Source organism: Pseudomonas sp. MAG002Y (assembly GCF_019400845.1).
Lineage (GTDB): Bacteria > Pseudomonadota > Gammaproteobacteria > Pseudomonadales > Pseudomonadaceae > Chryseomonas > Chryseomonas luteola.
In genome coordinates this window covers 54272-76011 of record NZ_WOEJ01000018.1, presented here as the reverse complement: position 1 = coordinate 76011, position 21740 = coordinate 54272, and the positions used below count along the sequence as shown (strand labels likewise).

The window sequence follows — 21740 nt, the reverse complement described above, 5'->3', positions numbered from 1 at the left end:
ACTCCCAGACAGAATCGAAGCGATCGTTATAATGGACCGCTCATAACTAAAGACCAAGTCGCATGGTGCGCTCTCTTCTACGCCGTCTATTTCGCTACACACTCATCTCCATGGCTGCGAGCGTACTGCTCGTGTTGCTCTTTCGCTGGGTGCCCCCACCCGGCTCGATGGTCATGGTCGAACGAAAGATAGAATCCTGGATCGATGGCAAGCCCATCGATCTGTATCGGGAATGGCGGCCATGGCGTGAACTACCAGACAACCTGAAGATGTCGGTGGTGGCAGGAGAGGATCAACACTTTAGTGAGCACTGGGGCTTCGACATGGACGCCATTCGTCAGGCCTTCAGCCATAACGAAGCCGGTGGTTCCCTACGCGGAGCTAGCACGATCAGTCAGCAGGTTGCCAAGAATCTATTTCTCTGGACGGGCCGTAGCTGGGTACGTAAAGGCCTGGAAGCCTGGTTTACCGTGCTGATTGAAACCCTTTGGCCCAAGCAACGCATCCTGGAAGTTTACCTCAACAGCGTTGAATGGGATTCTGGCATCTTCGGCGCTGAAGCCGCTGCGCAGCACCATTTCGGTATTGGCGCACCGTACTTGTCGGATCGACAGGCCAGCCTGCTGGCTGCCATCCTGCCCAACCCTAGGGAATGGAGTCCAAGTCATCCTAGCGCTTACGTTAGCCGTCGTGCCAACTGGATACGGCAGCAGGTCCGGCAGTTGGGCGGTAGTGACTACCTGTTGCACATGAAATAAAAAAGGCCTTGGTAATAACCAGGGCCTTTTTTTGATCAACCTGCGAGATAGGACGAGCGGGTCAATCCCAGACGCAAGGCATCCAGATACTGCGTACGCTCGCGTGCAGTGAGCTTTGCTCCGGCTACCTTGTCGCGGTAGTAGGTCATCAGCTCCTCTGGCGAGAGGTGCACATAGCGAAGCATGTCTTCAATGGTGTCATGAGTCTCGATGCCACCATGACGCACAGTGCCATCCGCATCCTGATAGACGTTGACCGAGTCCGTATCGCCAAACAGGTTATGCATATCGCCCAGGATTTCCTGATAGGCACCTACCAGGAATACACCCAACATGTAATCTTCATTCGGACGCACATCGTGAACCGGCAAACTGGTCTCGATACTCTGCTCATCTACGTAATGGTTGATTTTGCCGTCCGAGTCGCAGGTCAGATCCTGTAACACCGCGCGGCGCATCGGCTCTTCATCCAGGCGCGTTAGCGGCACGATAGGCAGGATCTGCCCTATCGCCCAGGTATCCGGCAAGCTCTGGAAAACCGAGAAATTGCAGATGTACTTGTCGGCCAGCTTGTCGTTCAGTTCGTCCAGCACCTGGCGATGCGAACGCTGGCGTGCCTTGAGCTGATTGTAGAGTCGACGGCAGATCGCAAAGTAGCATTGCTCTGCAAGCGCCTTGTCACTCAGGCTCAGGCGACCTGACGCATACTGCGCAGAGGCTTCGCTCACGTACTGGGTTGCACGCCAGTAGGTCTCGGTCACCATTTCCGGATCGGTATCACCCAGCAACTCAACCAGCCACTGCACGACTTCAGGCTTGTCGGAGAAATTCTCGATATCAGGCATGGCGTCGTTGTTGCGCTCGACATCGGTTACCTGCATGACCAGCACGGCATGGTGCGCAGTCATGGCACGGCCACTTTCCGAGAAGATGTTTGGATGTGGGAGGCCCTGACGATCGCAGAACTCCTTGAGCATCCCCACGACCGTCGCGGCATAGTCATCCATGTCGTAATTGATGGAACTGGCGTTACGCGAGTGCGTACCGTCGTAGTCCACACCCAGGCCACCGCCCACATCGACATGATCAACCGGCAATCCAAGCGCGCGCAGTTCGGCGTAATACCGAATGGCCTCACGGAAACCCTGACGATAATCAGCCAAATTGGCAATCTGCGAACCCATATGGAAATGCAGCAGGCGAACCCCCTGCTCGAGTCCTGCCTTGCGGAAACGCTCGATCACGGACAGCAGCTGTGCCGCCGACAGGCCAAACTTGGACTTTTCGCCCCCGGTATCGGCCCATTTGCTGGAAGCCAGCGATGACAGGCGAACGCGGAGACCTACCTGCGGAGTCACCTTGAGATCGGCCGCCTCTTCAATCACCAGCGGGACTTCGGACTCCTTCTCGATCACGATGAAGACGTTGTGACCAAGCTTGAGCCCCATCAGGGCTAGACGTATGAATTCGCGATCCTTGTAACCGTTGCAAACGATGGTGCCCCCCTTGGGCGCCAGCGCCAGCACAGCCATCAGCTCAGGTTTGGAGCCAGCCTCGAGCCCGATCGACACATTACGCGTGGCAATAATGTTCTCGACGACCGCTTCCTGCTGATTGACCTTGATCGGATACAGGGCCGTGTACTGACCACCATATTCCATTCGCTCGATATTGGCATCGAACGCACCGGTCAGTGCCCGCACGCGACCTTGCAGAATGTCAGGGAAGCGCACCAGTAGAGGCAGCGAAAGACCCGCCTCGCACAGTTGCCCCACCAGTAGATGAAGGTCGATGGGCTCTCCATCGGGACCATGAGGACGGACTTCGACATTGCCGATGTCATTGATAGCGAAGTAGCCAGCGCCCCAGTGGCGAATGCCGTACACACTACGGCTATCGGCTACGGTCCATTGGCTGCCGTCATCTTTGCGCGTACGTCGTGGGGACATCCGCCAGATTCTCCTGTTGAAAGGTAATAAGGTGTTGACCGCAGATCGCTGCGGTAAGTTTGTATAGATATGGCCTGAACGTGGAACCGTTCGTTTAACCGCCGGACTTCTTGGCTTTGAAACCGCGTTTGGTCAGCTCGTCAATCAGTAGGTCGACATGATCGCCCTGAATCTCGATGACGCCATCCTTCAACGCACCACCAGTACCGCACCGCCGCTTCAGTGTGCTCGCCAATTCTTTCAATTCATCGGCCGTCACAGGCACACCACTGACCGTGGTCACGGTCTTGCCGCCACGACCTTTGGTTTCGCGGCGAACACGTGCAATACCGTCTCCAGCCTGCACGGGGGCCTGCTTACAGAGGCAGTCAGCGAGAGGTTTGTTACAAGCCGGGCAATGACGACCACTATCGGTGGAATACACCAGGCCGCCGAGACCGGCAAAGGAAGAGGCTTTCTTGACCACCGGGCATTCCTCACAGGGTCAGGATAGCGACAGGCTGGAGAACCAACCAAGAGCGCCCCACTCTGGCAGGGGCTGCGCATCAAAAGGTCGCGCAATTTACCAGCATTGAACGCAAATGCTAAGTACAAATTTGCGTCAATGCTGGATATTTTCATGACAGGCTCACAGAAAATCTGCTGCTGGGCTCATTACCCTTTTCGTGTCGGTGGCGCCATGAATTCCGGCCCTACCGGATCAGTCACATGTCGGGTCAGAATTTTATCGATTTCGTCTAGCTCCTCCTGGCTCAGGGACCAGCCGAATGCCTCGTCTACTCCCTCGATCTGCTCGGGCTTTCGTGCGCCCCACAGCGCAATCGTTGGGCCCTTATCAAGAATCCAGCGGATAGCCAGCGCCAGGACCGTCTTGTCATGGCGAGCACGGGCGTAATCCTCCAGTGCGGCCACTGCTGCAAGGTACTGCTCAAAACGCGGTGACTGAAACTTTGGGTCGACCTTGCGCAAATCGTCCCCATCAAACCGTGTCGAGGGTGACATTTTACCGGCCAGCAGGCCGCGGCACAGTGCGCCGTAAGCCAACACCGCCAGCCCGTGATCCTTGGCATAAGGCAGTACGTCCTTTTCGATATCGCGCTCGAACAGGTTATAGGGAGGCTGTACCGTTGCCAGAGGGGCTACATCGCGAAAGGCATCCATCTGCTCAGGCGAGAAGTTGCTGACGCCCAGGGCCAGCACTTTTCCTTCCTGGCGCAGCTTTTCCAACTCGCGGGCAGTCTCGTCAATGGGCGTCATGGGGTCTGGCCAATGTACCTGGTAAAGGTCGATGTGATCGGTCTTGAGACGACGCAGGGAGTCTTCGATTTCCTGACGGATACGGGCCGGAGTAGCGTTACGGAATGGGCCGTCATCATTCCAGTCCAGTGCAACCTTGGTAGCAATCACTGCTTTATCGCGTATTCCTTCCAGCGCCTTGCCCACGATCTCTTCGGAATTGCCGAAACCGTAGACGGGCGCAGTATCAATCAGATTGATACCACGCTCTACTGCACTGCGGATCGTGGCGATGGCCTTGGATTCATCACTACCGCCCCACATCCAGCCGCCAATCGCCCAGGTACCCAGGGCGATGCGGCTGACGGGACGGGATATACCTTGAATAGTCAATGTTTCAACTGACATGAGACCTCCTGTATGGCTCAGGGGTGGATAGGCTGATAACGCCTGATAAGCGCAAGACATGCGTATGGAGAGGTACTGAACAGGCCGTTCAATGAAAGTTGCCTGGCTGCAGCGCAACACTGCAGCCAAGCGAGGTATCAACCCTGCTCCATCAGCTGGCGCAAGTCGATAATCGCCGCATTGGCGCGGGAGATATAGTTAGCAATCACCAGAGAGTGGTTAGCCAGAACACCGAAGCCACTGCCGTTGAGAATCATCGGGCTCCAGACCGGCTGCTGAGCGGCCTCCAGCTCACGAATGATTTCGCGCACGTTTACCGTTGCGTTCTTCTTGGCCAGCACATCGGCAAAATCTACTTCGATGGCGCGCAGGATATGAGACAGCGCCCAGGCCTGCCCACGTGCCTCGTAGAAAACGTTATCTATCTGAAGCCAGGGCGTCTTGACGATACGCTCGTGAACTTCAGGCACCTGTCCGGGGAGCAGATCCTGATTGGGATTGATGTCAGCATCCAGACGAGAGCGACCCACACTGGCGGAGAGCCGTTGTGACAGAGACCCCAGGCGAGTCTCTACGTCGCCCAGCCAGTTACGCAGGTTATCGGCACGCGCGTAAAAGAGCGCACGCTGCTGCTCCTGCCCACCCAGACGCGCCAAGTAAAGGTCAAGGGAGCGAATACCCGCACGATATTCAGACTCCGAAGACGGCATCGCCCAGCTACGGTTGTCAAAGTTGAAGTGTGGCTCGGCCTTGGCCAAATCAACATCTTCCGTTGACTGAGACTGAGAGCGGGCAAAGTCCTTGCGCAGCGCACGGGAAAGATCACGTACCTGCACCAGGACGCCGTATTCCCAGGAAGGCATGTTGTCGAGCCAGAGACCAGGGGGCGCAACATCGTTGGACAGATAGCCGCCTGGCTTGTCGAGCAAAGTGCCCGCCACCATCTTGAGTGTCTCTACCGTGGTATAACCCAAGGCTAGTTTGCGTTGAGCGGCAGCCGCCGCTTCCTGGGCATGCTGCTGGACAGGAAAGCGGTCCGGCTCGCGGCTCCAGTACCAACCCAGGATAAACATCACGAGCAGATAAAGGCCGATGATGATAGCCACGGCGCGCAGCCAGGGGCGGCCGCTAACAGCCGAAGCGCCGTCTGTCCGCCGCCTCCAACTGCTTGTACGATTCTTCCAGTCCAGCATGATGTTATTCCTTATAGTCGACTCCAGCGTTCGACCACGTCTATGACAAGGGGTTGCCGATTAAGTACGCTCGGTAGTGTACATAAGCCGTTCAGCTCTTGGTCCTAATGTTGCTCGATCCTGAGCCGATGACCTAGCAAGGCGATGCTGGTAGGCTTTAGTGATGGCCTATCGCCACCGATCTTTACTCAGGACGAGCCGGACTACCATGAGCGAGCATGACGATCCTTCACTGGACCGTATCAAGAACCATTTTGCCCAAAGGGTCATCACCCAGGCCAGACATGTTCTGGAAATCTGGCAACGCCTGCATCGTGTGGAGTGGAGTACGGCAAGCCTGGAAGAGCTGACCGAGGCCAACAATCGCCTCCTGCGCTATGCCCAGCGATTCGATCAGCAGGAGCACAGCCAGCTGGCAGAACGGATTGCTGGCTGTCTTTTGGCCGTCGAGGCCAACCGGGGACGCCTGACCAGTACAACGATTTCAGAACTGAGCCAGCTCATGCAAAGCTTGTCTCGCACTGGCTTACGCCATGGCGATCAGCTGGAAAGCACCAACCTGCCCCCGTTGCGCAAGCCTATTTATATTGCCCTGCAGGATCGGGAGCGCTCTGAGCGCCTGGCCCTGCAAATGGAGTACTTTGGCGTCACGATTCATATCTTCGAAGATGCAGTCACATTCCGCCAGGCTATTTCCGAGCGCCACCCGGCAGTGCTCATCATGGAAGTCGATTTCAACGGCCCGGGCGCAGGTCTTCAGTTAACAACCGAAATCCAGGCAAACCTGTCTATCAAACTGCCAGTGCTGTTCTTCAGCCATGAGGAAGCCGATACCGCCATGCGTCTGGCGGCCGTACGCGCGGGTGGCCACGAGTTCTATACCGGCACCCTGGATGCCTCGCACCTGCTTGAAAAGGTCGAAACGCTAACCCGCGTCGCCTATTACGACCCGATCCGCGCCCTGATCGTCGACGACTCGCGCGCTCAAGCGATGCACACGGAAATGTCCCTGAATAGCGCTGGTATTGTGACGCGCACCCTGCTCAACCCGACTGCCGTGATGCCGCATCTTGCCGAGTTCAACCCGGACCTGATCATTCTGGACATGTATATGCCGGAGTGCATGGGGACGGAGCTGGCCAAGGTCATCCGTCAGCATGAGCGCTATGTAAGCGTCCCGATTATCTACCTTTCGGCTGAAGGTGATTTGGACAAGCAGCTGGATGCCATGAGCGAAGGCGGCGATGATTTTTTGACCAAGCCGATCAAACCCCGCCACTTGATCGCCACCGTGCGTACACGCGCCGCCAGGGCACGTAACCTCAAAGCGCGCATCGTTCAGGACAGTCTGACAGGCCTGTATAACCATACCCACATTTTGCAGCTCCTGGAGGACGCGAGTTTTCTGGCTCGCCGACGCAGCAAAAGCCTGTCGTTTGTCATGCTCGATATCGATCACTTCAAAAAAGTGAACGATCAATATGGCCATCCTATGGGGGATCGCGTCATCAAAAGCCTGGCCCTGTTTCTGAAACAGCGCCTGCGCAAGACCGATCATATCGGCCGTTACGGTGGCGAGGAATTCGCCGTGGTGCTGCAGGACACCGATAGCCAGAATGCCCTGCGACTGATCGATGAAATCCGCAAACGTTTTTCAGAAATTTGCTATCCAGCCCAGCAGGAAAGCCTCTTCTGCACGTTCAGCGCAGGGGTTGCACAGCTGCAGCCCGACCAGGACATCAAGAGCCTGGCCAGGCAGGCTGATGAGGCGCTTTATCAGGCCAAGCGCGGTGGGCGTAACCGCGTAGAAATCTATCAGCCCCAGCCGTCAGCCTGACAATCCATCACGCATATGGAGACAATTCCTGAGGGCTAGCGGCGAACGCTTTCGGTATCATGGACGGGAGTTCCACCTGCCGAGAGTGTCATGCGCCGCCTGTTATTTCTGCTTTTGCTGATTATCGCCCTGCCCGTCTCTGCCGGCCTGTTTGACGGTAACCGTCCTGCGTCGACTCTTGGCGCTTCAAGTAACGCCAGCGACTTTCTACCTGTTGACCAGGCGTTCCGGCTGGAGCAGCTCGAATCCACTCCTGATAAACAGGTGCTGCGCTTCATTATTGCGGACGGTTATTACCTGTATCGGCATCGCTTTCAATTCAGCACGCAACCTGAAGGCCTGACACAGGATATTGCCTTGCCGGCTGGAGAACCCAAGCATGATGAGTGGTTCGGTGATGTACAGGTTTATCATCATGTAGTGGATATCGAGGTCCCGCTGGCGCAGGCAGGCGTATCCGGACAATTGTCCATTACCTACCAGGGCTGCGCTGACAAAGGTCTGTGCTATCCGCCGGAAACCAAGCAGATCGCGTTGGGTGATGCCTCTGCCTTACCCGCTACCGTGCCCTCTTCAACAACAGTCGAAACCGCATGGCACTGGCGTGACATGCTCCTGTTTTTCCTGGCAGGCCTGGGGTTGACCTTTACCCCTTGCGTGCTGCCCATGCTGCCTATCATGTCTTCAGTCCTGCTTCACGGTCGGGACAGAAGCTCTCATACCGCAGGCCGCGGGTTATTTCTTTCTCTGGTGTATGTCGTGCACATGGCAGGGTGCTTTGCGCTCCTGGGCTCGCTGATGGGGCTTTTTGGCGCAAGCCTCAATCTGCAGGCGCGTCTGCAGTCGGCCTGGGTGCTCGTTCCCTTTGCTGCATTCTTCGTAGCTTTTGCACTGGCCATGTTTGGACTGTTCGAGCTTCGCCTGCCCGCCTTTATCCGAAACCCAGTCGACCGCTTGGCCAGTGGCGCGAAGGGCGGCTCCGTACTAGGTGCAGCCACGCTGGGCGTTCTTTCCAGCCTGTTGGTATCGCCGTGTGTCTCGGCGCCACTGGCGGGTGCATTGCTCTACATCAGCAGCAGTGGTGATGCGTTAGGCGGTGGACTCAAGCTGTTTGCTCTGGGCTTGGGGATGGGTACTCCACTTATTCTATTTGCTACAGGCGGTGGAGCTCTCCTACCCAAATCCGGTGTGTGGATGGTGGGTGTACGAAACGCCTTTGGCGTTCTGCTCCTTGGAGTAGCCGTCTGGATGCTGGAACGCCTCCTGCCCGGCCCTGTGGCATTGGCCCTATGGGGCTTGCTGGCCGGCGGAACCGGGCTGTTCCTTGGAGCCTTGGAGTTGACACCCAAGACTCCCCGTCAAAAGCTGGCTCAGCTTCTGGGACTGGCCTTGCTGGTCTATGCCGTAGCGGCATGGATTGGTGCGCTGCAAGGCCGCTCAGATCCGCTTCGCCCGCTCACAGTGACCTCATCTCCTGCCACCCTGTCTAGCAGTACCAGCGCCTCGAATTGGCAGACGGTCAGTACGCCCGCCGAACTGGATGCCGCCTTGAAGGCCGCAAAGGATGCGGGGCAACCCCTTCTGCTCGACTGGTATGCCGACTGGTGCATCAGCTGCAAGGTAATCGAGCGTGAAGTGTTCAACGATCCTGCCATCATGGCCCGACTGACTGCCTTTCGTCTGATACGCTTCGACATTACGGCCAGCAACGCACAACAACGTGCGCTTCTGGATCGTTACCACCTCTTTGGACCGCCCGCGATCCAGTTTTTCGATCGCAAGGGACAGGAAGCCCAAAACCTGAGAGTCATTGGTGAAATCGGCGCGGATGCGTTTGCCAAACACCTCGAACGCGCTCAAGAAACCTTATAACCCCCAATTAGATAAAATTTCGCCCAACGTGCTGGCATTTACAGCAAACATCGGGCGACTGGACAGTCAGCGAGCAATGCGGCATAGTCCGCGGCCATCGCTTTGCCTGTTGAGGGATGTCGTCATGGCTACGCTGCTGGTCCTGCATGGACCTAACCTGAATCTGCTGGGCACCCGCGAGCCGGGCGTCTACGGCGCGGTCACGCTGGATGAAATCAACCAGGATCTCAAGCGTCGCGCGGAAGCGGCCGGACATACACTGGACTATTTCCAGAGCAATGCCGAGCACCAATTGATCGAACGAATCCATGCCGCTCGTCATGAAGGCGTGGATTTTATTGTGATCAATCCTGCTGCCTTCACTCACACCAGCGTTGCGCTACGTGACGCATTGCTGGCTGTGAGCATCCCATTCATCGAGGTGCATCTTTCAAACGTGCACAAGCGAGAACCCTTTCGTCATCACTCCTACTTTTCAGACGTTGCCGTAGGGGTGATCTGCGGTCTCGGTGCCAGCGGTTATCGCATGGCGCTTGACGCTGCAATCGAAATGACAGGCAAGGCACAGAACGCCTAGCCGCTGCATAACCGGGCATTGAATCGACACCTCGATGTGCCCGACAAAAACTTAAACGTAACAGACCTTAGGGGAGTGCCAACGTTAATGGACATTCGTAAAGTCAAGAAGCTGATCGAACTGCTGGAAGAATCCGGAATCGACGAATTGGAGATCCGTGAAGGCGAAGAATCCGTTCGCATCAGCCGTCAGAGTCAGCGTGCTGTACAGGCTGCTGTTTATGCTGCTCCGCCCGTCGCCGCCCCGGCTGCTGCACCCGCTCCGGTTGCTGCCCCGGCTGCCGAAGCACCCGCTGCGCAACAACTGACAGGCAACGTGGTTCGCTCGCCCATGGTAGGCACTTTCTATCGCGCCTCCTCTCCTACCTCCGCGCCTTTCGCCGAAGTAGGTCAGGCCGTGAAAAAAGGCGATATCGTCTGCATCGTTGAAGCCATGAAAATGATGAACCACATCGAAGCCGAAACCAGCGGTACCATCGGCGCTGTCCTGGTCGAAAACGGCCAGCCGGTTGAGTTTGACCAGCCGCTGTTCACCATTGTCTGATCGACAGGAGTCCGCGATGCTGGAAAAAGTCCTGATCGCCAACCGCGGGGAAATTGCCCTGCGTGTGGTTCGTGCCTGCAAGGAGTTGGGCATCAAGACGGTGGCCGTACACTCCACCGCTGATCGTGAGTTGATGCACTTGTCCCTGGCCGACGAATCGGTCTGCATCGGCCCCGCCCCGTCTCCTCAGTCTTACCTGAACATCCCGGCCATTATCAGCGCAGCTGAAGTTACCGGCGCCACTGCCATTCACCCTGGCTACGGCTTCCTGGCAGAAAATGCCGACTTTGCCGAGCAGGTCGAGCGCTCCGGCTTTACCTTTGTCGGTCCGACCGCAGACGTGATCCGCCTCATGGGCGACAAGGTCTCCGCGAAGGATGCGATGAAAAAGGCAGGCGTACCCACGGTTCCCGGCTCCGATGGCGCAATGCCAACCGACGAAGCCGAGTGCCTGCGTATTGCACGCGAAGTGGGCTACCCGGTCATCATCAAGGCGGCTGGCGGCGGCGGTGGCCGTGGCATGCGCGTTGTTTACGAAGAGTCCGAGCTGATCAAGTCCATCAGCATGACTCAGACCGAAGCAGGCGCTGCGTTTGGCAACTCTACGGTTTATTTGGAAAAGTTTCTGGGCAACCCGCGTCACGTGGAAGTTCAGGTTCTGTCCGATGGCCAGGGCAATGCCGTTCACCTGTTCGACCGCGACTGCTCGCTGCAACGTCGTCACCAGAAAGTCATTGAAGAAGCACCTGCCCCGCAGATCGACGAAAAGGCACGTGCCGAAGTACTTGCCCGCTGCGTTCAGGCCTGCGTTGAGATCGGTTACCGTGGTGCCGGTACGTTCGAGTTCCTTTATGAGGACGGCCGTTTCTACTTCATCGAAATGAACACGCGCGTTCAGGTGGAGCACCCGGTTACCGAGATGATTACCGGTGTTGACATCGTCAAGGAGATGCTGAGCATCGCTGCTGGCAATAAGCTGTCGATCAAACAGGAAGACATCAAAATCACCGGGCACGCCATCGAGTGCCGGATCAACGCGGAAGACCCCAAGACCTTCATGCCCTCGCCTGGCCTGGTCAAGCACTTCCACGCGCCGGGCGGCAATGGCGTACGGGTCGATTCGCACCTGTACAGCGGTTACAAGGTTCCGCCGAACTACGACTCGCTGATCGCCAAGCTGATCACCTGGGGACGTGACCGTGACGAGGCGATGGCCCGCATGCGTAACGCGCTGGATGAACTGATTGTCGATGGCATCAAAACCAATGCTGACCTGCATCGCATGCTTACGCGCGATGAAGCCTTTGGCAAAGGCGGTGTGAATATCCATTATCTGGAGAAGAAGCTAGGCTTGAAACACTGATAGCCTTGCTTGAAGCCCGGGCCGCACATGCGGCCCGTTGCTTTTTAAACTACCCATTTACGTATTTGAAAGGTTTCGCCATGCCGTGGCTGCAAGTCCGACTCGCCATTACCCCTGATCAGGCAGAGCCCTATGAAGACGCCCTGCTCGGCCTGGGTGCTGTTTCCGTGACATTCATGGATGCAGAAGACCAGCCCATTTTCGAGCCGGACCTGGGCACAACGCCTCTTTGGAGCAAGACGCATCTGCTGGCCCTATTCGAGTCGGATATCGATGAGCAGGACCTGGCGAAACACCTGACACTTATTGCAGGCACCGACGCTGATTTTCATATCGAGCATATCGAGGATCAGGACTGGGAACGCAGCTGGATGGATAACTTCCACCCCATGCGCTTTGGCCAGCGCCTATGGATCGTACCCAGCTGGCATGAAGCGCCCGAGCCGGGTGCAGTCAACCTGCATCTGGATCCCGGGCTTGCTTTCGGTACGGGGACGCACCCCACCACTGCACTGTGCCTCGAATGGCTGGATGGACAGCCACTTGAAGGCTATCAGATTATCGATTTTGGCTGCGGCTCAGGCATTCTGGCCATCGCGGCACTGCTACTGGGCGCAACGCGTGCCGTAGGAACGGATATCGACGTACAGGCGCTTGAGGCCTCCCGCGACAATGCCAATCGAAACGGCATTGACCCAGCCCGCTTCCCGGTCTACCTGCCAGCCGACATGCCGGACGAACCGGCTGATGTCGTTGTTGCCAATATCCTGGCCGGCCCGCTTGTAAGCCTCGCGCCACAATTGAGCCGCCTGGTAAAATCGGGCGGCCGACTGGCCTTGTCCGGCATTCTGGCGGAGCAGGCGGAAGAGGTACGCGCCGCCTACAGTGCCGATTTCGAGCTGGATCCTACGGCCGAGCGCGAAGGCTGGATCAGAATTACGGGCATAAAACGCTAAGATGAACGACGTGCGGCAAAAAGTGGCTTCAACGAGCCACTTTTCAGCCTTGAGCGTTAGAGTAAACTAGCCGGCTTTTCCGCAGGACCAGACCAGATCGCCATAATGACTGAAACCTACGTCACTCAATGCCCGCATTGCAGTACTCGCTTTCGAGTCAAGCAGGAGCATTTGGCGATTGCCCAAGGCAACGTGCGTTGCGGCGCCTGCCTTGAAATCTTCGATGCCACTCAGCATCTCGAAGGATTGCCGACACCGCTCAAGCCCGTCATCGAGTCGACAGCCGTCGTCATTCAGCCTGCGCCCCCTATGGCTCAGTCACCTTCGACGCAGCCCCAGTCTATCAGCCATGTTTCAGATGCCGCCGAAGCACTGCCCAAGTACCCTTCGGACACTTTATTGATCCATGATGATCTGGATTTGGACGGGCTTGACCTGGACGAAGAGCTGGCCAAGTTGGACGCCATGGAGTCGGCGCAACGCCTTCCTCCCCTGCCAACATTTGGGCAGCAGAAACCCGCCTCGAAAACCACACCGGCTTATGATGAAAGCTGGGCTGAGGCACTGCTGCGCGAGGAAAGTGCAGAATCTGACAACGAGCAGCGCCAGGAACCGACCTTAACGCTCGACACCATCGAGGAAGATCATGCTCATGAAGAGCCCTCGCTAGGGCTACATGCCTCGCATGAGGCAGACGAGCCCGAGCTTGAGTCATCCCTGAGGGCTGACGAAAAGGACAATCACGATCAGCCGATCGAAGCGGCCGAACCTCATGTGGGCGACACGGCGCCCTCTGACCGGGAAGCCACGCCTGTACGTGCCGAGCCCGCTCTGCGTAACGACACGTTGCTCGACCTTCATGACGAGCCATTGCAGCTCGACTGGCAACCGCCGAAGAAGCAGTGGGCCAAGCGGCTCGGCTGGGTGCTGTTGAATCTGGTTGCCCTGTTTGGTCTGTTTGCTCAGTACGTTGGCTTTCATTTCGACGAGCTGGCGCGTCAAGACCAGTATCGTCCCTGGTTTGTTCAGTTCTGCGCGTGGGCGGACTGCAAGGTTCCGTCCAAGGTCGATGTAAAACAGATCCGTAGCAGCAACCTGGTTGTGCGCAGTCACCCAGAGTTTTCAGGCGCGCTACAGGTCGATGCGATCCTGTATAACCGGGCAACGTTCTCACAGCCCTTCCCGCTTCTGGAACTGCGCTTTGCCGACCTGAATGGGCAGCTCATTGCCAGCCGTCGGTTCAAGCCGTGGGAATACCTGGGCGGCGAATTGAAAGGACAGACCGAGATGCCACCGCAGACACCTATCCATATCTCGCTGGACATTCTTGACCCAGGCAGCCGAGCTGTAAATTACAGCCTCAGCTTTCATTCGCCCGAGTAAAAAACACTCCAATATGGCAAAGGTGTCCGGGCCAGGCTGAACTGTTCAGTTTTTGTTCAATTCAGCCTTTATCCGGACACGGCGAGCGGGTATCATTGCCGACCCTTTTCCAGTACACCCGTACCTCCAAAGCGCCTGCAGTTGCTATTGGATAAGGTAATTTCGGCCAGGGAAACTCATGTCGATGGTACGCATCGGCCCATATACATTGCCCAACCCACTGATCCTCGCGCCAATGGCCGGGGTGACTGATCGCCCATTCCGCCAGCTGTGTCGTCAGCTTGGTGCAGGTCTGGTCGTATCGGAAATGGTAACTAGCGACGTTCGTCTGTATAACAGCCGCAAGTCACGGCTACGCCTGATTCACGACGGTGAGGCCGAGCCGCGCTCGGTGCAGATTGCCGGCGGCGATCCAGCCATGCTGGCTGAAGCGGCACAGCGCAATGTCGAGCTGGGTGCACAGATCATCGACATCAATATGGGTTGCCCGGCTAAAAAGGTCTGCAACAAGGCAGCCGGTTCGGCGCTGATGAAAGATGAAGCGCTGGTAGCCGATATCCTGGATGCCGTCGTAGCCGCCGTTGACGTGCCCGTCACGCTCAAGATCCGTACAGGTTGGGACCGTGAACACCGCAATGGCGTGACGATTGCCCGCATTGCAGAGCAGGCCGGTATTGCGGCACTCTCTGTGCACGGACGGACTCGGGCCGATCTGTATACCGGGACAGCGGAATACGACACCATCGCTGAAATCAAGCAGGCGGTTTCCATTCCGATTTTTGCCAACGGTGACATCGACTCACCGGAAAAGGCTCGCTACGTGCTGGACCATACCGGTGCCGATGCCCTGTTGATTGGCCGTGCGGCGCAAGGGAGACCCTGGATCTTCCGAGAGATCGATCATTACCTGCGTACAGGCCAGCATCTGCCGGCACCGACCCTTGGCGAAGTGGAACAGATCCTGCTGGGCCATTTGTCCGAGTTGCATGGTTTCTACGGCCCCGAAATGGGCGTACGGATCGCTCGCAAGCACGTAGGCTGGTATCTTTCAGCTCTTCCTGGCGCCCAGGACTTTCGCGCTCAGTTCAACCGTCTCCAAGATATGGACGCACAACACGCCAGCATTTGCGCCTTTTTCGCGCAGTGCCCATCTGATGGGAAGGAAGTGGCATGACTTCGTTGACCGATAACTCTATGACTGGAATCACGCCTGTGAGCGACAATGCCAATCTGAAGCAGCACCTGACGGCACCGCTGCAGGAAGGCCAGACCCTGCGAGACAGCGTTGAAAAGGCGCTTCGCAACTATTTCGCTCACCTGGACGGCCAGCCGGTTACCGATGTCTACAACATGGTGTTGTGTGAAGTCGAAGCCCCCTTACTGGAAAGCGTAATGAATTACGTCAAGGGCAATCAGACCAAGGCGTCTGAGATGCTCGGCTTGAATCGCGGCACCCTGCGCAAAAAGCTCAAGCAATACGATCTGCTCTGATTCTCATGATGTCCAGAGCCGGTCGAGCAAGGTCCGGTTCTGGACAGCCCTTCCTCTCGCCTGACCGATGGACTTTGTGATGACAGACCAAACCGCCCGCCTTCCCGTTCGCCGTGCGCTGATCAGCGTCTCCGACAAGACTGGCGTCGTTGATTTTGCCCGAGAGCTTGCAGCATTAGGTGTCGAGATTCTTTCGACTGGCGGCACCTATAAATTGCTGCGCGACAATAATGTCCCGGCAGTGGAGGTGGCGGATTACACCGGATTTCCAGAAATGATGGACGGTCGCGTCAAGACGCTGCATCCCAAGATTCATGGTGGCATCCTGGGTCGCCGCGGTACGGATGATGGCGTCATGGGTCAGCACGGCATCCAGCCGATTGATCTGGTAGCCGTTAACCTCTATCCCTTTGAGGCAACTGTAGCCAAGCCAGACTGCGACCTGCCGACTGCCATCGAGAATATCGATATTGGCGGTCCGACCATGGTTCGCTCAGCCGCGAAAAATCATAAGGACGTTGCTATCGTCGTCAATGCCGGCGATTACGCTCAGGTCATCGAAAGCCTCAAGCATGGCGGCATGACCTATGCTCAGCGTTTCGATCTGGCCCTGAAGGCCTTCGAACATACATCAGCCTATGACGGCATGATTGCCAATTACCTGGGCACGATTGACCAGACGGCTGAAGTATTATCCACCCAGGGCCGCGGCAGCTTTCCCCGTACCTTCAATACCCAGTTCATCAAGGCGCAAGAGATGCGCTACGGCGAAAATCCGCATCAGAGCGCTGCTTTCTATGTAGAAGGCAAGCCCCAGGAGGCGAGTGTCGCCACGGCGACCCAGCTTCAAGGCAAGGAGCTTTCTTTCAATAACGTGGCTGACACCGATGCAGCCCTGGAGTGCGTAAAGAGCTTTGATGCTCCAGCCTGCGTTATCGTCAAACATGCCAATCCCTGTGGCGTTGCGGTAGCCTCCGAAGAGGATGGCGGCATTCGCAAGGCCTATGACCTGGCATATGCCACTGATAGCGAGTCTGCCTTTGGCGGCATCATCGCTTTCAACCGCGAGCTGGATGGCGAAACGGCCAAGGCGATTGTCGAGCGCCAGTTCGTCGAAGTCATCATTGCACCCAAGGTATCAGCTGCCGCTCGCGAGATCGTCGCAGCCAAAGCCAATGTTCGACTGCTGGAATGCGGCGAATGGAGCACCGATCGCGTGGGCGGCTGGGACTTCAAGCGAGTAAACGGTGGCCTGCTGGTACAGAGCCGCGACATCGGTATGATCACTCAGGCCGATCTCAAAATCGTTACTCAGCGCGCGCCCAGTGAGCAGGAAATCCAAGACCTGCTGTTCGCCTGGAAAGTCGCCAAATTTGTGAAGTCCAACGCCATCGTTTATGCCAAGCATCGTCAGACCGTAGGCGTAGGAGCTGGCCAGATGAGCCGTGTCAACTCTGCCCGCATCGCTGCCATCAAGGCAGAACATGCCGGACTGGCCGTACAAGGAGCCGTCATGGCATCCGATGCCTTCTTCCCCTTCCGTGACGGCATCGACAATGCTGCCAAGGCCGGCATTACCGCCGTGATTCAACCCGGCGGCTCGATGCGTGACGCGGAAGTCATTGCGGCTGCCGATGAAGCAGGCATGGCCATGGTCTTTACCGGCATGCGTCATTTCCGTCACTAATCAAACCGGCTTTGCCGTATTGTCCGGAGCCTTGATCTGCCACTGCGCAGACGAGAGGCTCTGGACATCTTGCATCACTGCGGGCTCATGCCCTGGCCGGCATGAGCCCTAGAAGGAGCGAACATGAATGTATTGATCATTGGCAGCGGCGGACGAGAACACGCGCTGGCCTGGAAGGCGGCACAGGATCCTCGCGTTGAAAAGGTATTCGTTGCGCCGGGTAATGCGGGTACGGCCATCGAAGATAAATGTGAAAACGTCGCTATTGATGTTCTGGCCCTAGAGCAACTGGCGGACTTTGCCGAAAAAAACGTTGCCCTGACAATCGTCGGACCAGAAGCCCCTCTGGTAAAAGGCGTCGTAGACCTGTTTCACTCACGTGGCCTGAAGTGCTTCGGCCCTACGGCAGGCGCTGCCCAGCTGGAAGGATCCAAGGCCTTCACCAAGGATTTCCTGGCCCGCCACCAGATTCCTACAGCGGCATACCAGAACTTTACTGAAATTGAGCCTGCCCTTGCCTACCTGCGTGAAAAGGGCGCACCTATCGTAGTCAAGGCCGACGGCCTTGCTGCAGGCAAAGGTGTGATCGTCGCCATGACGCTTGAAGAAGCTGAGGCTGCCGTACGTGACATGCTGTCAGGCAATGCCTTTGGCGATGCGGGTGCTCGTGTTGTTATCGAGGAGTTCCTGGAGGGCGAAGAGGCCAGCTTTATCGTCATGGTCGACGGCCATAATGTACTGCCCATGGCGACCAGTCAGGATCACAAGCGGGTAGGCGATGCGGACACTGGCCCAAATACCGGCGGCATGGGTGCGTACTCACCTGCTCCGGTGGTCACGGCTGATATTCACCAGCGCATCATGAAGGAAGTGATCTATCCCACCGTACAAGGTATGGCTGCTGAAGGTCATGTCTATACCGGTTTTTTGTACGCTGGCCTGATGATCGACAAGAACGGCGCTCCCAAGGTCATCGAGTTCAACTGCCGCTTTGGCGATCCTGAAACGCAGCCGATCATGCTGCGCCTGCAATCCAGTCTGGTAGCACTGGTCGAAGCAGCGCTGGCTGAGCAGCTGGATACGGCTGATGCCCAGTGGGATCCTCGACCCAGCCTGGGTGTCGTACTGGCAGCAGATGGCTACCCTGGAGATTATGCCAAGGGAGACGTCATTTCCGGCCTGGAACAGGCAGTCACTGCCGACGGCAAGGTCTTTCATGCTGGCACAGCATTAGCCCAAGATCAGGTCGTGACCAGTGGTGGCCGCGTCCTGTGCGCCACGGCACTAGGTGACTCCGTGGCTCAGGCACAGCAGAATGCCTATGCCCTAGCCAGACAGATCAACTGGAACGGCTGCTTCTACCGCAACGACATCGGTTATCGTGCGATAGCTCGCGAACGCAGCTAATACCACTGCCGGACGTCACGAAGATGTCCGGCAGCATTTATCCCTGCTGGTCGGCTCGCTATACTCTGAATTCAACTTACGAAGGGAATTTTCGTGCGCCGGCTCAGGACCGCCATCTGTTTGCTTGCCAGCGTTGTGCTGGCTTTCCTGTATGCCTCGTTTCCTGTGGCTGCCGACGAAATGGCGGCATGGTCACGCCTGGATGATCCAGAGGGTAGCCTGCAGCTGAGCGATGTGCGTGAGCGGCTTTCTGAGTTCAGATCGCTCCCAGGCCAGGAAACCCATCGCCCCGCTGATGAGGGAGCAATCTGGCTTTACACCCGCCTGCCCGCCTCGGATGCCTCACGCGTTCTACGGGCCATTGCACCAAACGTGGCATATATCGATTTTTATGCCCTGAGTGATGGCAGGACCCTGTCCCTCAATCGAACCGGCATCGCACGCCCCGGTAACTACCGTGAGCAGCCCAGCCGCGACTTTCTGTTTACCCTGCCGAGTACCGCCGGCCCGCTGGACGTTTTTGTCCGCATGGAAAGCCGAAGTCCGATTCGTGCCTTTCTAAAGATTGCGCCCAATGCCGAGATCACCATCGCCTTCCGGCTACTGATGTTCGGCACGCTGCTGGGCTGCCTGTGCATGCTCATGATCTTCAACATGATGCAGCTCTTCTACCGGCGCAGCAGTACCGGTATTGCCCTGACCATTCTGCTCGGCCTGCAGATGGTGGCCGCCTTTAACATCTTCGGCCTGGCCAGCATGATTCTGGTCGAAAAGCTCTACCTGACGCCGTTGCTGATGGATCTCTCTACCCTGGCAACGATGGCGTGTGCGCTCTATTTTACCAGCGCCTTCTTTAACGGCCAGCAGCTGCCATTACGCGTGCAGCTGGTGCTTTATGTCGAGTTCATCGCGCTTGTACTGGCGGCCGCGTTCCTGATTCTGACCAAGGACGTATACATCGGCGAGGTGCTTTACAGCCTCATCGGCCTAAGCGTTTTCACCCTTTTCGCCATCAGTGTCAAATACTGGCAACAGGGCTTCAAGCCCGCACGCTGGCTGGCACTGGCCTATCTGCTGGCCATCATTGCGGGTGGTTTGGCCCTGCCCCGCATGATGGGTTACTGGTCCTCACCAGAATGGCTGGGACGCGCACTGGTCATGGTCAGCGTGATTACCGGCTTTCTGTTTACGGTGGCCGTAGGAGAGCGCCAGCGTTATCTGCTTGAAAAGCACTTCCTGATGAGCCGTGACCAAGCCGCCAACACGGCTGAAATCAAAGGCAAGGCAGACTTCCTGGCACGCATGAGCCACGAAATACGCACCCCTATGAACGGTGTATTGGGCATGACCGAGCTGCTTTTAGGCACCGCTATGTCACCCAAGCAGCGGGATTATGTCCAGACCATTCACAGCGCAGGTAATGAGCTGCTTAGCCTGATCAATGAAATTCTGGATATATCAAGGCTCGAGTCTGGCCAGATCGAACTGGAAGATGTCCAATTCGACTTCAATGCGTTGATCGAGGACAGCCTTGATATTTTCAGAGCCAAGGCCGAGCATCGACAGGTTGAACTGATCAGCTTTATCCAGCCCCAGGTGCCGCGCATGATGACGGGTGACCCGACGCGTCTGCGCCAGGTGTTGCTAAGCCTGCTGGATAATGCCTTCCAGCGGACTGAAATAGGCGAGATCCTGCTGGTGGTGGCTCTGGAAGGTCAGGGAACGCCAAACCCTCGCCTGCGTATCGCCGTTCAGGACAGCGGTACGCCCCTGGAGCCTGAGGCCCGCAACCGACTAGTTTCCAGCACGTTGGACAGCCGGGAATTTCTGGCAGCTGGTGTGTCGGGTGCTCATCGAGGTCTTGCCATCACGCAACGTCTGATCATGCTGATGAAGGGTGAGCTGGGTATTGAAAGCGGCGCTGAAGCTGGCTCGACCGTCTGGCTTACCCTTCCCGTTCCACAAGGCCTTCTGGATAATCCCGGCGCTGATCTCGACCGGCCCCTGCATGGCGTCCGCCTGCTGGTGGTCGACGATAACGAAACCTGCCGCAAGGTTCTCCAGCTGCAATGCAGTGCCTGGGGCATGAACGTCACCCTGGCGGCTTCCGGGCGGGAAGCCCTGGCACTCCTGCGTACCAAGGCGAACCTGCAAGAATATTTCGATGTCGTGCTGCTGGATCAGGAGATGCCAGGCATGACCGGCATGCAACTGGCCGCACGGATCAACGAAGATCCCAACCTGAGCCATGATCTGCTACTGATCATGCTGACCGGTATCACTAACGCGCCCAGCAAGATCATTGCACGCAACGCGGGTATCAAGCGTGTCCTGACCAAGCCTGTAGCAGGCTACACGCTGAAGGCCACACTGGCCGATGAACTCTCCCGACGCAGCCAGCCGCTGGGCGAGACGCCTCGAGAGACCCAGTCGGCGCCTCTGCCAAACGACCTCAAGGTTCTGGTTGCCGAGGACAACATCATCTCAACCAAGGTTATTCGCGGCATGTTGAAAAAGATCAACATCGAGCCGGATACAGCCACAAATGGCCTCGAAGCCCTGGCAGCCATGCAACAGACCCAGTATGACCTCGTATTGATGGACTGCGAGATGCCGGAAATGGACGGCTTTACGGCAACCGAACGCATGCGTGCGTGGGAGGCGCGCGAGAACCGCCCACGAACACCCATTGTGGCGCTGACGGCGCATATCCTTTCCGAACACAAGGAGCGCGCCCAGGAAGCCGGAATGGATGGTCATATGGCCAAGCCTGTGGAGTTGTCTCAATTGCGTGACCTTGTGCAGTTCTGGGCTGGCGAACGTGAGCGAGGCGAAACAAAGAAGTAAGGTGGCAGCTACGTGACTTCTTCACCATGTAGCTGCCTGACTCGTCCAATAGGCTGCTTATAATTTATTCAAATAACGGCCCAAGCCAGGCGCCCCAAAAAAGGGCCGCCTGGTTTTTCGTATTTATCCAGAGCACCAAAAGAAGGCACCACGTCTACTACGCCGCCAGCGTTTGAGTATGAGAGCTTAGTCAAATCAAAGGCTGTGGCAGTTTGGCATGGATAGTGAAATGC

General features: G+C 57.1%; 17 protein-coding genes. 13 read left to right on the top strand and 4 right to left on the bottom strand.

Features of this window, described 5'->3' with window-relative positions; genetic code table 11:
• Positions 1–62 precede the first annotated feature (62 nt).
• On the top strand, positions 63–758 hold the full coding sequence (gene mtgA / locus GM154_RS21245; RefSeq protein ID WP_010795416.1) for a monofunctional biosynthetic peptidoglycan transglycosylase: 696 nt from the start codon (positions 63–65) through the stop codon (positions 756–758).
• A 35-nt stretch (positions 759–793) separates the two neighbouring features.
• Here the strand turns inward: mtgA and speA are convergent, their stop codons facing one another.
• The 4 genes from speA to GM154_RS21225 all read right to left on the bottom strand — a co-directional run bounded on the left by speA (position 794) and on the right by GM154_RS21225 (position 5544).
• Complete coding sequence (gene speA / locus GM154_RS21240) at positions 794–2707, bottom strand: arginine decarboxylase (RefSeq protein WP_010795417.1); 1914 nt, start codon at positions 2705–2707, stop codon at positions 794–796.
• Between the two features lie 94 nt (positions 2708–2801).
• Positions 2802–3173, bottom strand: coding sequence for a translation initiation factor Sui1 (locus tag GM154_RS21235; RefSeq protein WP_010795418.1), 372 nt, complete (start codon positions 3171–3173; stop codon positions 2802–2804).
• Positions 3174–3361: 188 nt separating this feature from the next.
• Complete coding sequence (locus tag GM154_RS21230; protein ID WP_219653278.1) at positions 3362–4351, bottom strand: aldo/keto reductase; 990 nt, start codon at positions 4349–4351, stop codon at positions 3362–3364.
• A gap of 137 nt (positions 4352–4488) precedes the next feature.
• Positions 4489–5544, bottom strand: coding sequence for a DUF2333 family protein (locus tag GM154_RS21225; protein ID WP_219653277.1), 1056 nt, complete (start codon positions 5542–5544; stop codon positions 4489–4491).
• Between the two features lie 208 nt (positions 5545–5752).
• On the opposite strand from GM154_RS21225, the gene GM154_RS21220 reads away from it, so the two are divergent.
• The 12 genes from GM154_RS21220 to GM154_RS21165 all read left to right on the top strand — a co-directional run bounded on the left by GM154_RS21220 (position 5753) and on the right by GM154_RS21165 (position 21507).
• Positions 5753–7381, top strand: a complete 1629-nt coding sequence (locus tag GM154_RS21220; RefSeq protein WP_219653276.1) for a PleD family two-component system response regulator — start codon at positions 5753–5755, stop codon at positions 7379–7381.
• Positions 7382–7471: 90 nt separating this feature from the next.
• On the top strand, positions 7472–9253 hold the full coding sequence (locus tag GM154_RS21215) for a protein-disulfide reductase DsbD (RefSeq protein ID WP_219653275.1): 1782 nt from the start codon (positions 7472–7474) through the stop codon (positions 9251–9253).
• Between the two features lie 124 nt (positions 9254–9377).
• A complete protein-coding gene (aroQ, locus tag GM154_RS21210; protein ID WP_019364328.1) occupies positions 9378–9830 on the top strand; it encodes a type II 3-dehydroquinate dehydratase in 453 nt (150 codons plus the stop codon).
• Positions 9831–9917: 87 nt separating this feature from the next.
• The gene (gene accB / locus GM154_RS21205; protein WP_219653274.1) at positions 9918–10373 is read left to right on the top strand and encodes an acetyl-CoA carboxylase biotin carboxyl carrier protein; all 456 of its coding nucleotides are present in this window, start codon (positions 9918–9920) and stop codon (positions 10371–10373) included.
• A gap of 16 nt (positions 10374–10389) precedes the next feature.
• On the top strand, positions 10390–11736 hold the full coding sequence (accC, locus tag GM154_RS21200) for an acetyl-CoA carboxylase biotin carboxylase subunit (RefSeq protein WP_019364327.1): 1347 nt from the start codon (positions 10390–10392) through the stop codon (positions 11734–11736).
• 80 nt (positions 11737–11816) lie between these two features.
• Positions 11817–12692: a 50S ribosomal protein L11 methyltransferase gene (gene prmA / locus GM154_RS21195; protein ID WP_219653273.1), complete on the top strand. Its 876-nt coding sequence runs from the start codon at positions 11817–11819 to the stop codon at positions 12690–12692.
• Positions 12693–12797: 105 nt separating this feature from the next.
• Positions 12798–14075 (top strand): DUF3426 domain-containing protein, encoded by a 1278-nt coding sequence (locus tag GM154_RS21190; RefSeq protein ID WP_219653272.1) that lies wholly within the window; start codon positions 12798–12800, stop codon positions 14073–14075.
• Between the two features lie 178 nt (positions 14076–14253).
• On the top strand, positions 14254–15249 hold the full coding sequence (gene dusB, locus GM154_RS21185) for a tRNA dihydrouridine synthase DusB (protein ID WP_122041869.1): 996 nt from the start codon (positions 14254–14256) through the stop codon (positions 15247–15249).
• Positions 15246–15566, top strand: coding sequence for a DNA-binding transcriptional regulator Fis (gene fis / locus GM154_RS21180; RefSeq protein WP_010795429.1), 321 nt, complete (start codon positions 15246–15248; stop codon positions 15564–15566). Before dusB ends, fis begins: the two co-directional genes overlap by 4 nt.
• 79 nt (positions 15567–15645) lie before the next feature.
• Entirely contained in the window at positions 15646–17253 is a 1608-nt protein-coding gene (purH, locus tag GM154_RS21175; protein WP_219653271.1) for a bifunctional phosphoribosylaminoimidazolecarboxamide formyltransferase/IMP cyclohydrolase, read from the top strand.
• A gap of 123 nt (positions 17254–17376) precedes the next feature.
• The gene (gene purD / locus GM154_RS21170) at positions 17377–18660 is read left to right on the top strand and encodes a phosphoribosylamine--glycine ligase (protein ID WP_219653270.1); all 1284 of its coding nucleotides are present in this window, start codon (positions 17377–17379) and stop codon (positions 18658–18660) included.
• A gap of 93 nt (positions 18661–18753) precedes the next feature.
• Complete coding sequence (locus GM154_RS21165) at positions 18754–21507, top strand: hybrid sensor histidine kinase/response regulator (RefSeq protein WP_219653269.1); 2754 nt, start codon at positions 18754–18756, stop codon at positions 21505–21507.
• The last annotated feature ends 233 nt before the right edge of the window (positions 21508–21740 follow it).

Excerpts from the sequence above, each read along its gene's own strand:
- speA (WP_010795417.1), bottom strand. The coding sequence starts at position 2,707 with ATGTCCCCACGACGTACGCGCAAAGATGACGGCAGCCAATGGACCGTA.
- purH (WP_219653271.1), top strand. The coding sequence starts at position 15,646 with ATGACAGACCAAACCGCCCGCCTTCCCGTTCGCCGTGCGCTGATCAGC.
- accB (WP_219653274.1), top strand. The coding sequence starts at position 9,918 with ATGGACATTCGTAAAGTCAAGAAGCTGATCGAACTGCTGGAAGAATCC.
- GM154_RS21225 (WP_219653277.1), bottom strand. The coding sequence starts at position 5,544 with ATGCTGGACTGGAAGAATCGTACAAGCAGTTGGAGGCGGCGGACAGAC.
- GM154_RS21190 (WP_219653272.1), top strand. The coding sequence starts at position 12,798 with ATGACTGAAACCTACGTCACTCAATGCCCGCATTGCAGTACTCGCTTT.
- purD (WP_219653270.1), top strand. The coding sequence starts at position 17,377 with ATGAATGTATTGATCATTGGCAGCGGCGGACGAGAACACGCGCTGGCC.
- dusB (WP_122041869.1), top strand. The coding sequence starts at position 14,254 with ATGTCGATGGTACGCATCGGCCCATATACATTGCCCAACCCACTGATC.
- GM154_RS21215 (WP_219653275.1), top strand. The coding sequence starts at position 7,472 with ATGCGCCGCCTGTTATTTCTGCTTTTGCTGATTATCGCCCTGCCCGTC.
- aroQ (WP_019364328.1), top strand. The coding sequence starts at position 9,378 with ATGGCTACGCTGCTGGTCCTGCATGGACCTAACCTGAATCTGCTGGGC.
- mtgA (WP_010795416.1), top strand. The coding sequence starts at position 63 with ATGGTGCGCTCTCTTCTACGCCGTCTATTTCGCTACACACTCATCTCC.
- accC (WP_019364327.1), top strand. The coding sequence starts at position 10,390 with ATGCTGGAAAAAGTCCTGATCGCCAACCGCGGGGAAATTGCCCTGCGT.
- prmA (WP_219653273.1), top strand. The coding sequence starts at position 11,817 with ATGCCGTGGCTGCAAGTCCGACTCGCCATTACCCCTGATCAGGCAGAG.
- GM154_RS21230 (WP_219653278.1), bottom strand. The coding sequence starts at position 4,351 with ATGTCAGTTGAAACATTGACTATTCAAGGTATATCCCGTCCCGTCAGC.
- fis (WP_010795429.1), top strand. The coding sequence starts at position 15,246 with ATGACTTCGTTGACCGATAACTCTATGACTGGAATCACGCCTGTGAGC.
- GM154_RS21220 (WP_219653276.1), top strand. The coding sequence starts at position 5,753 with ATGAGCGAGCATGACGATCCTTCACTGGACCGTATCAAGAACCATTTT.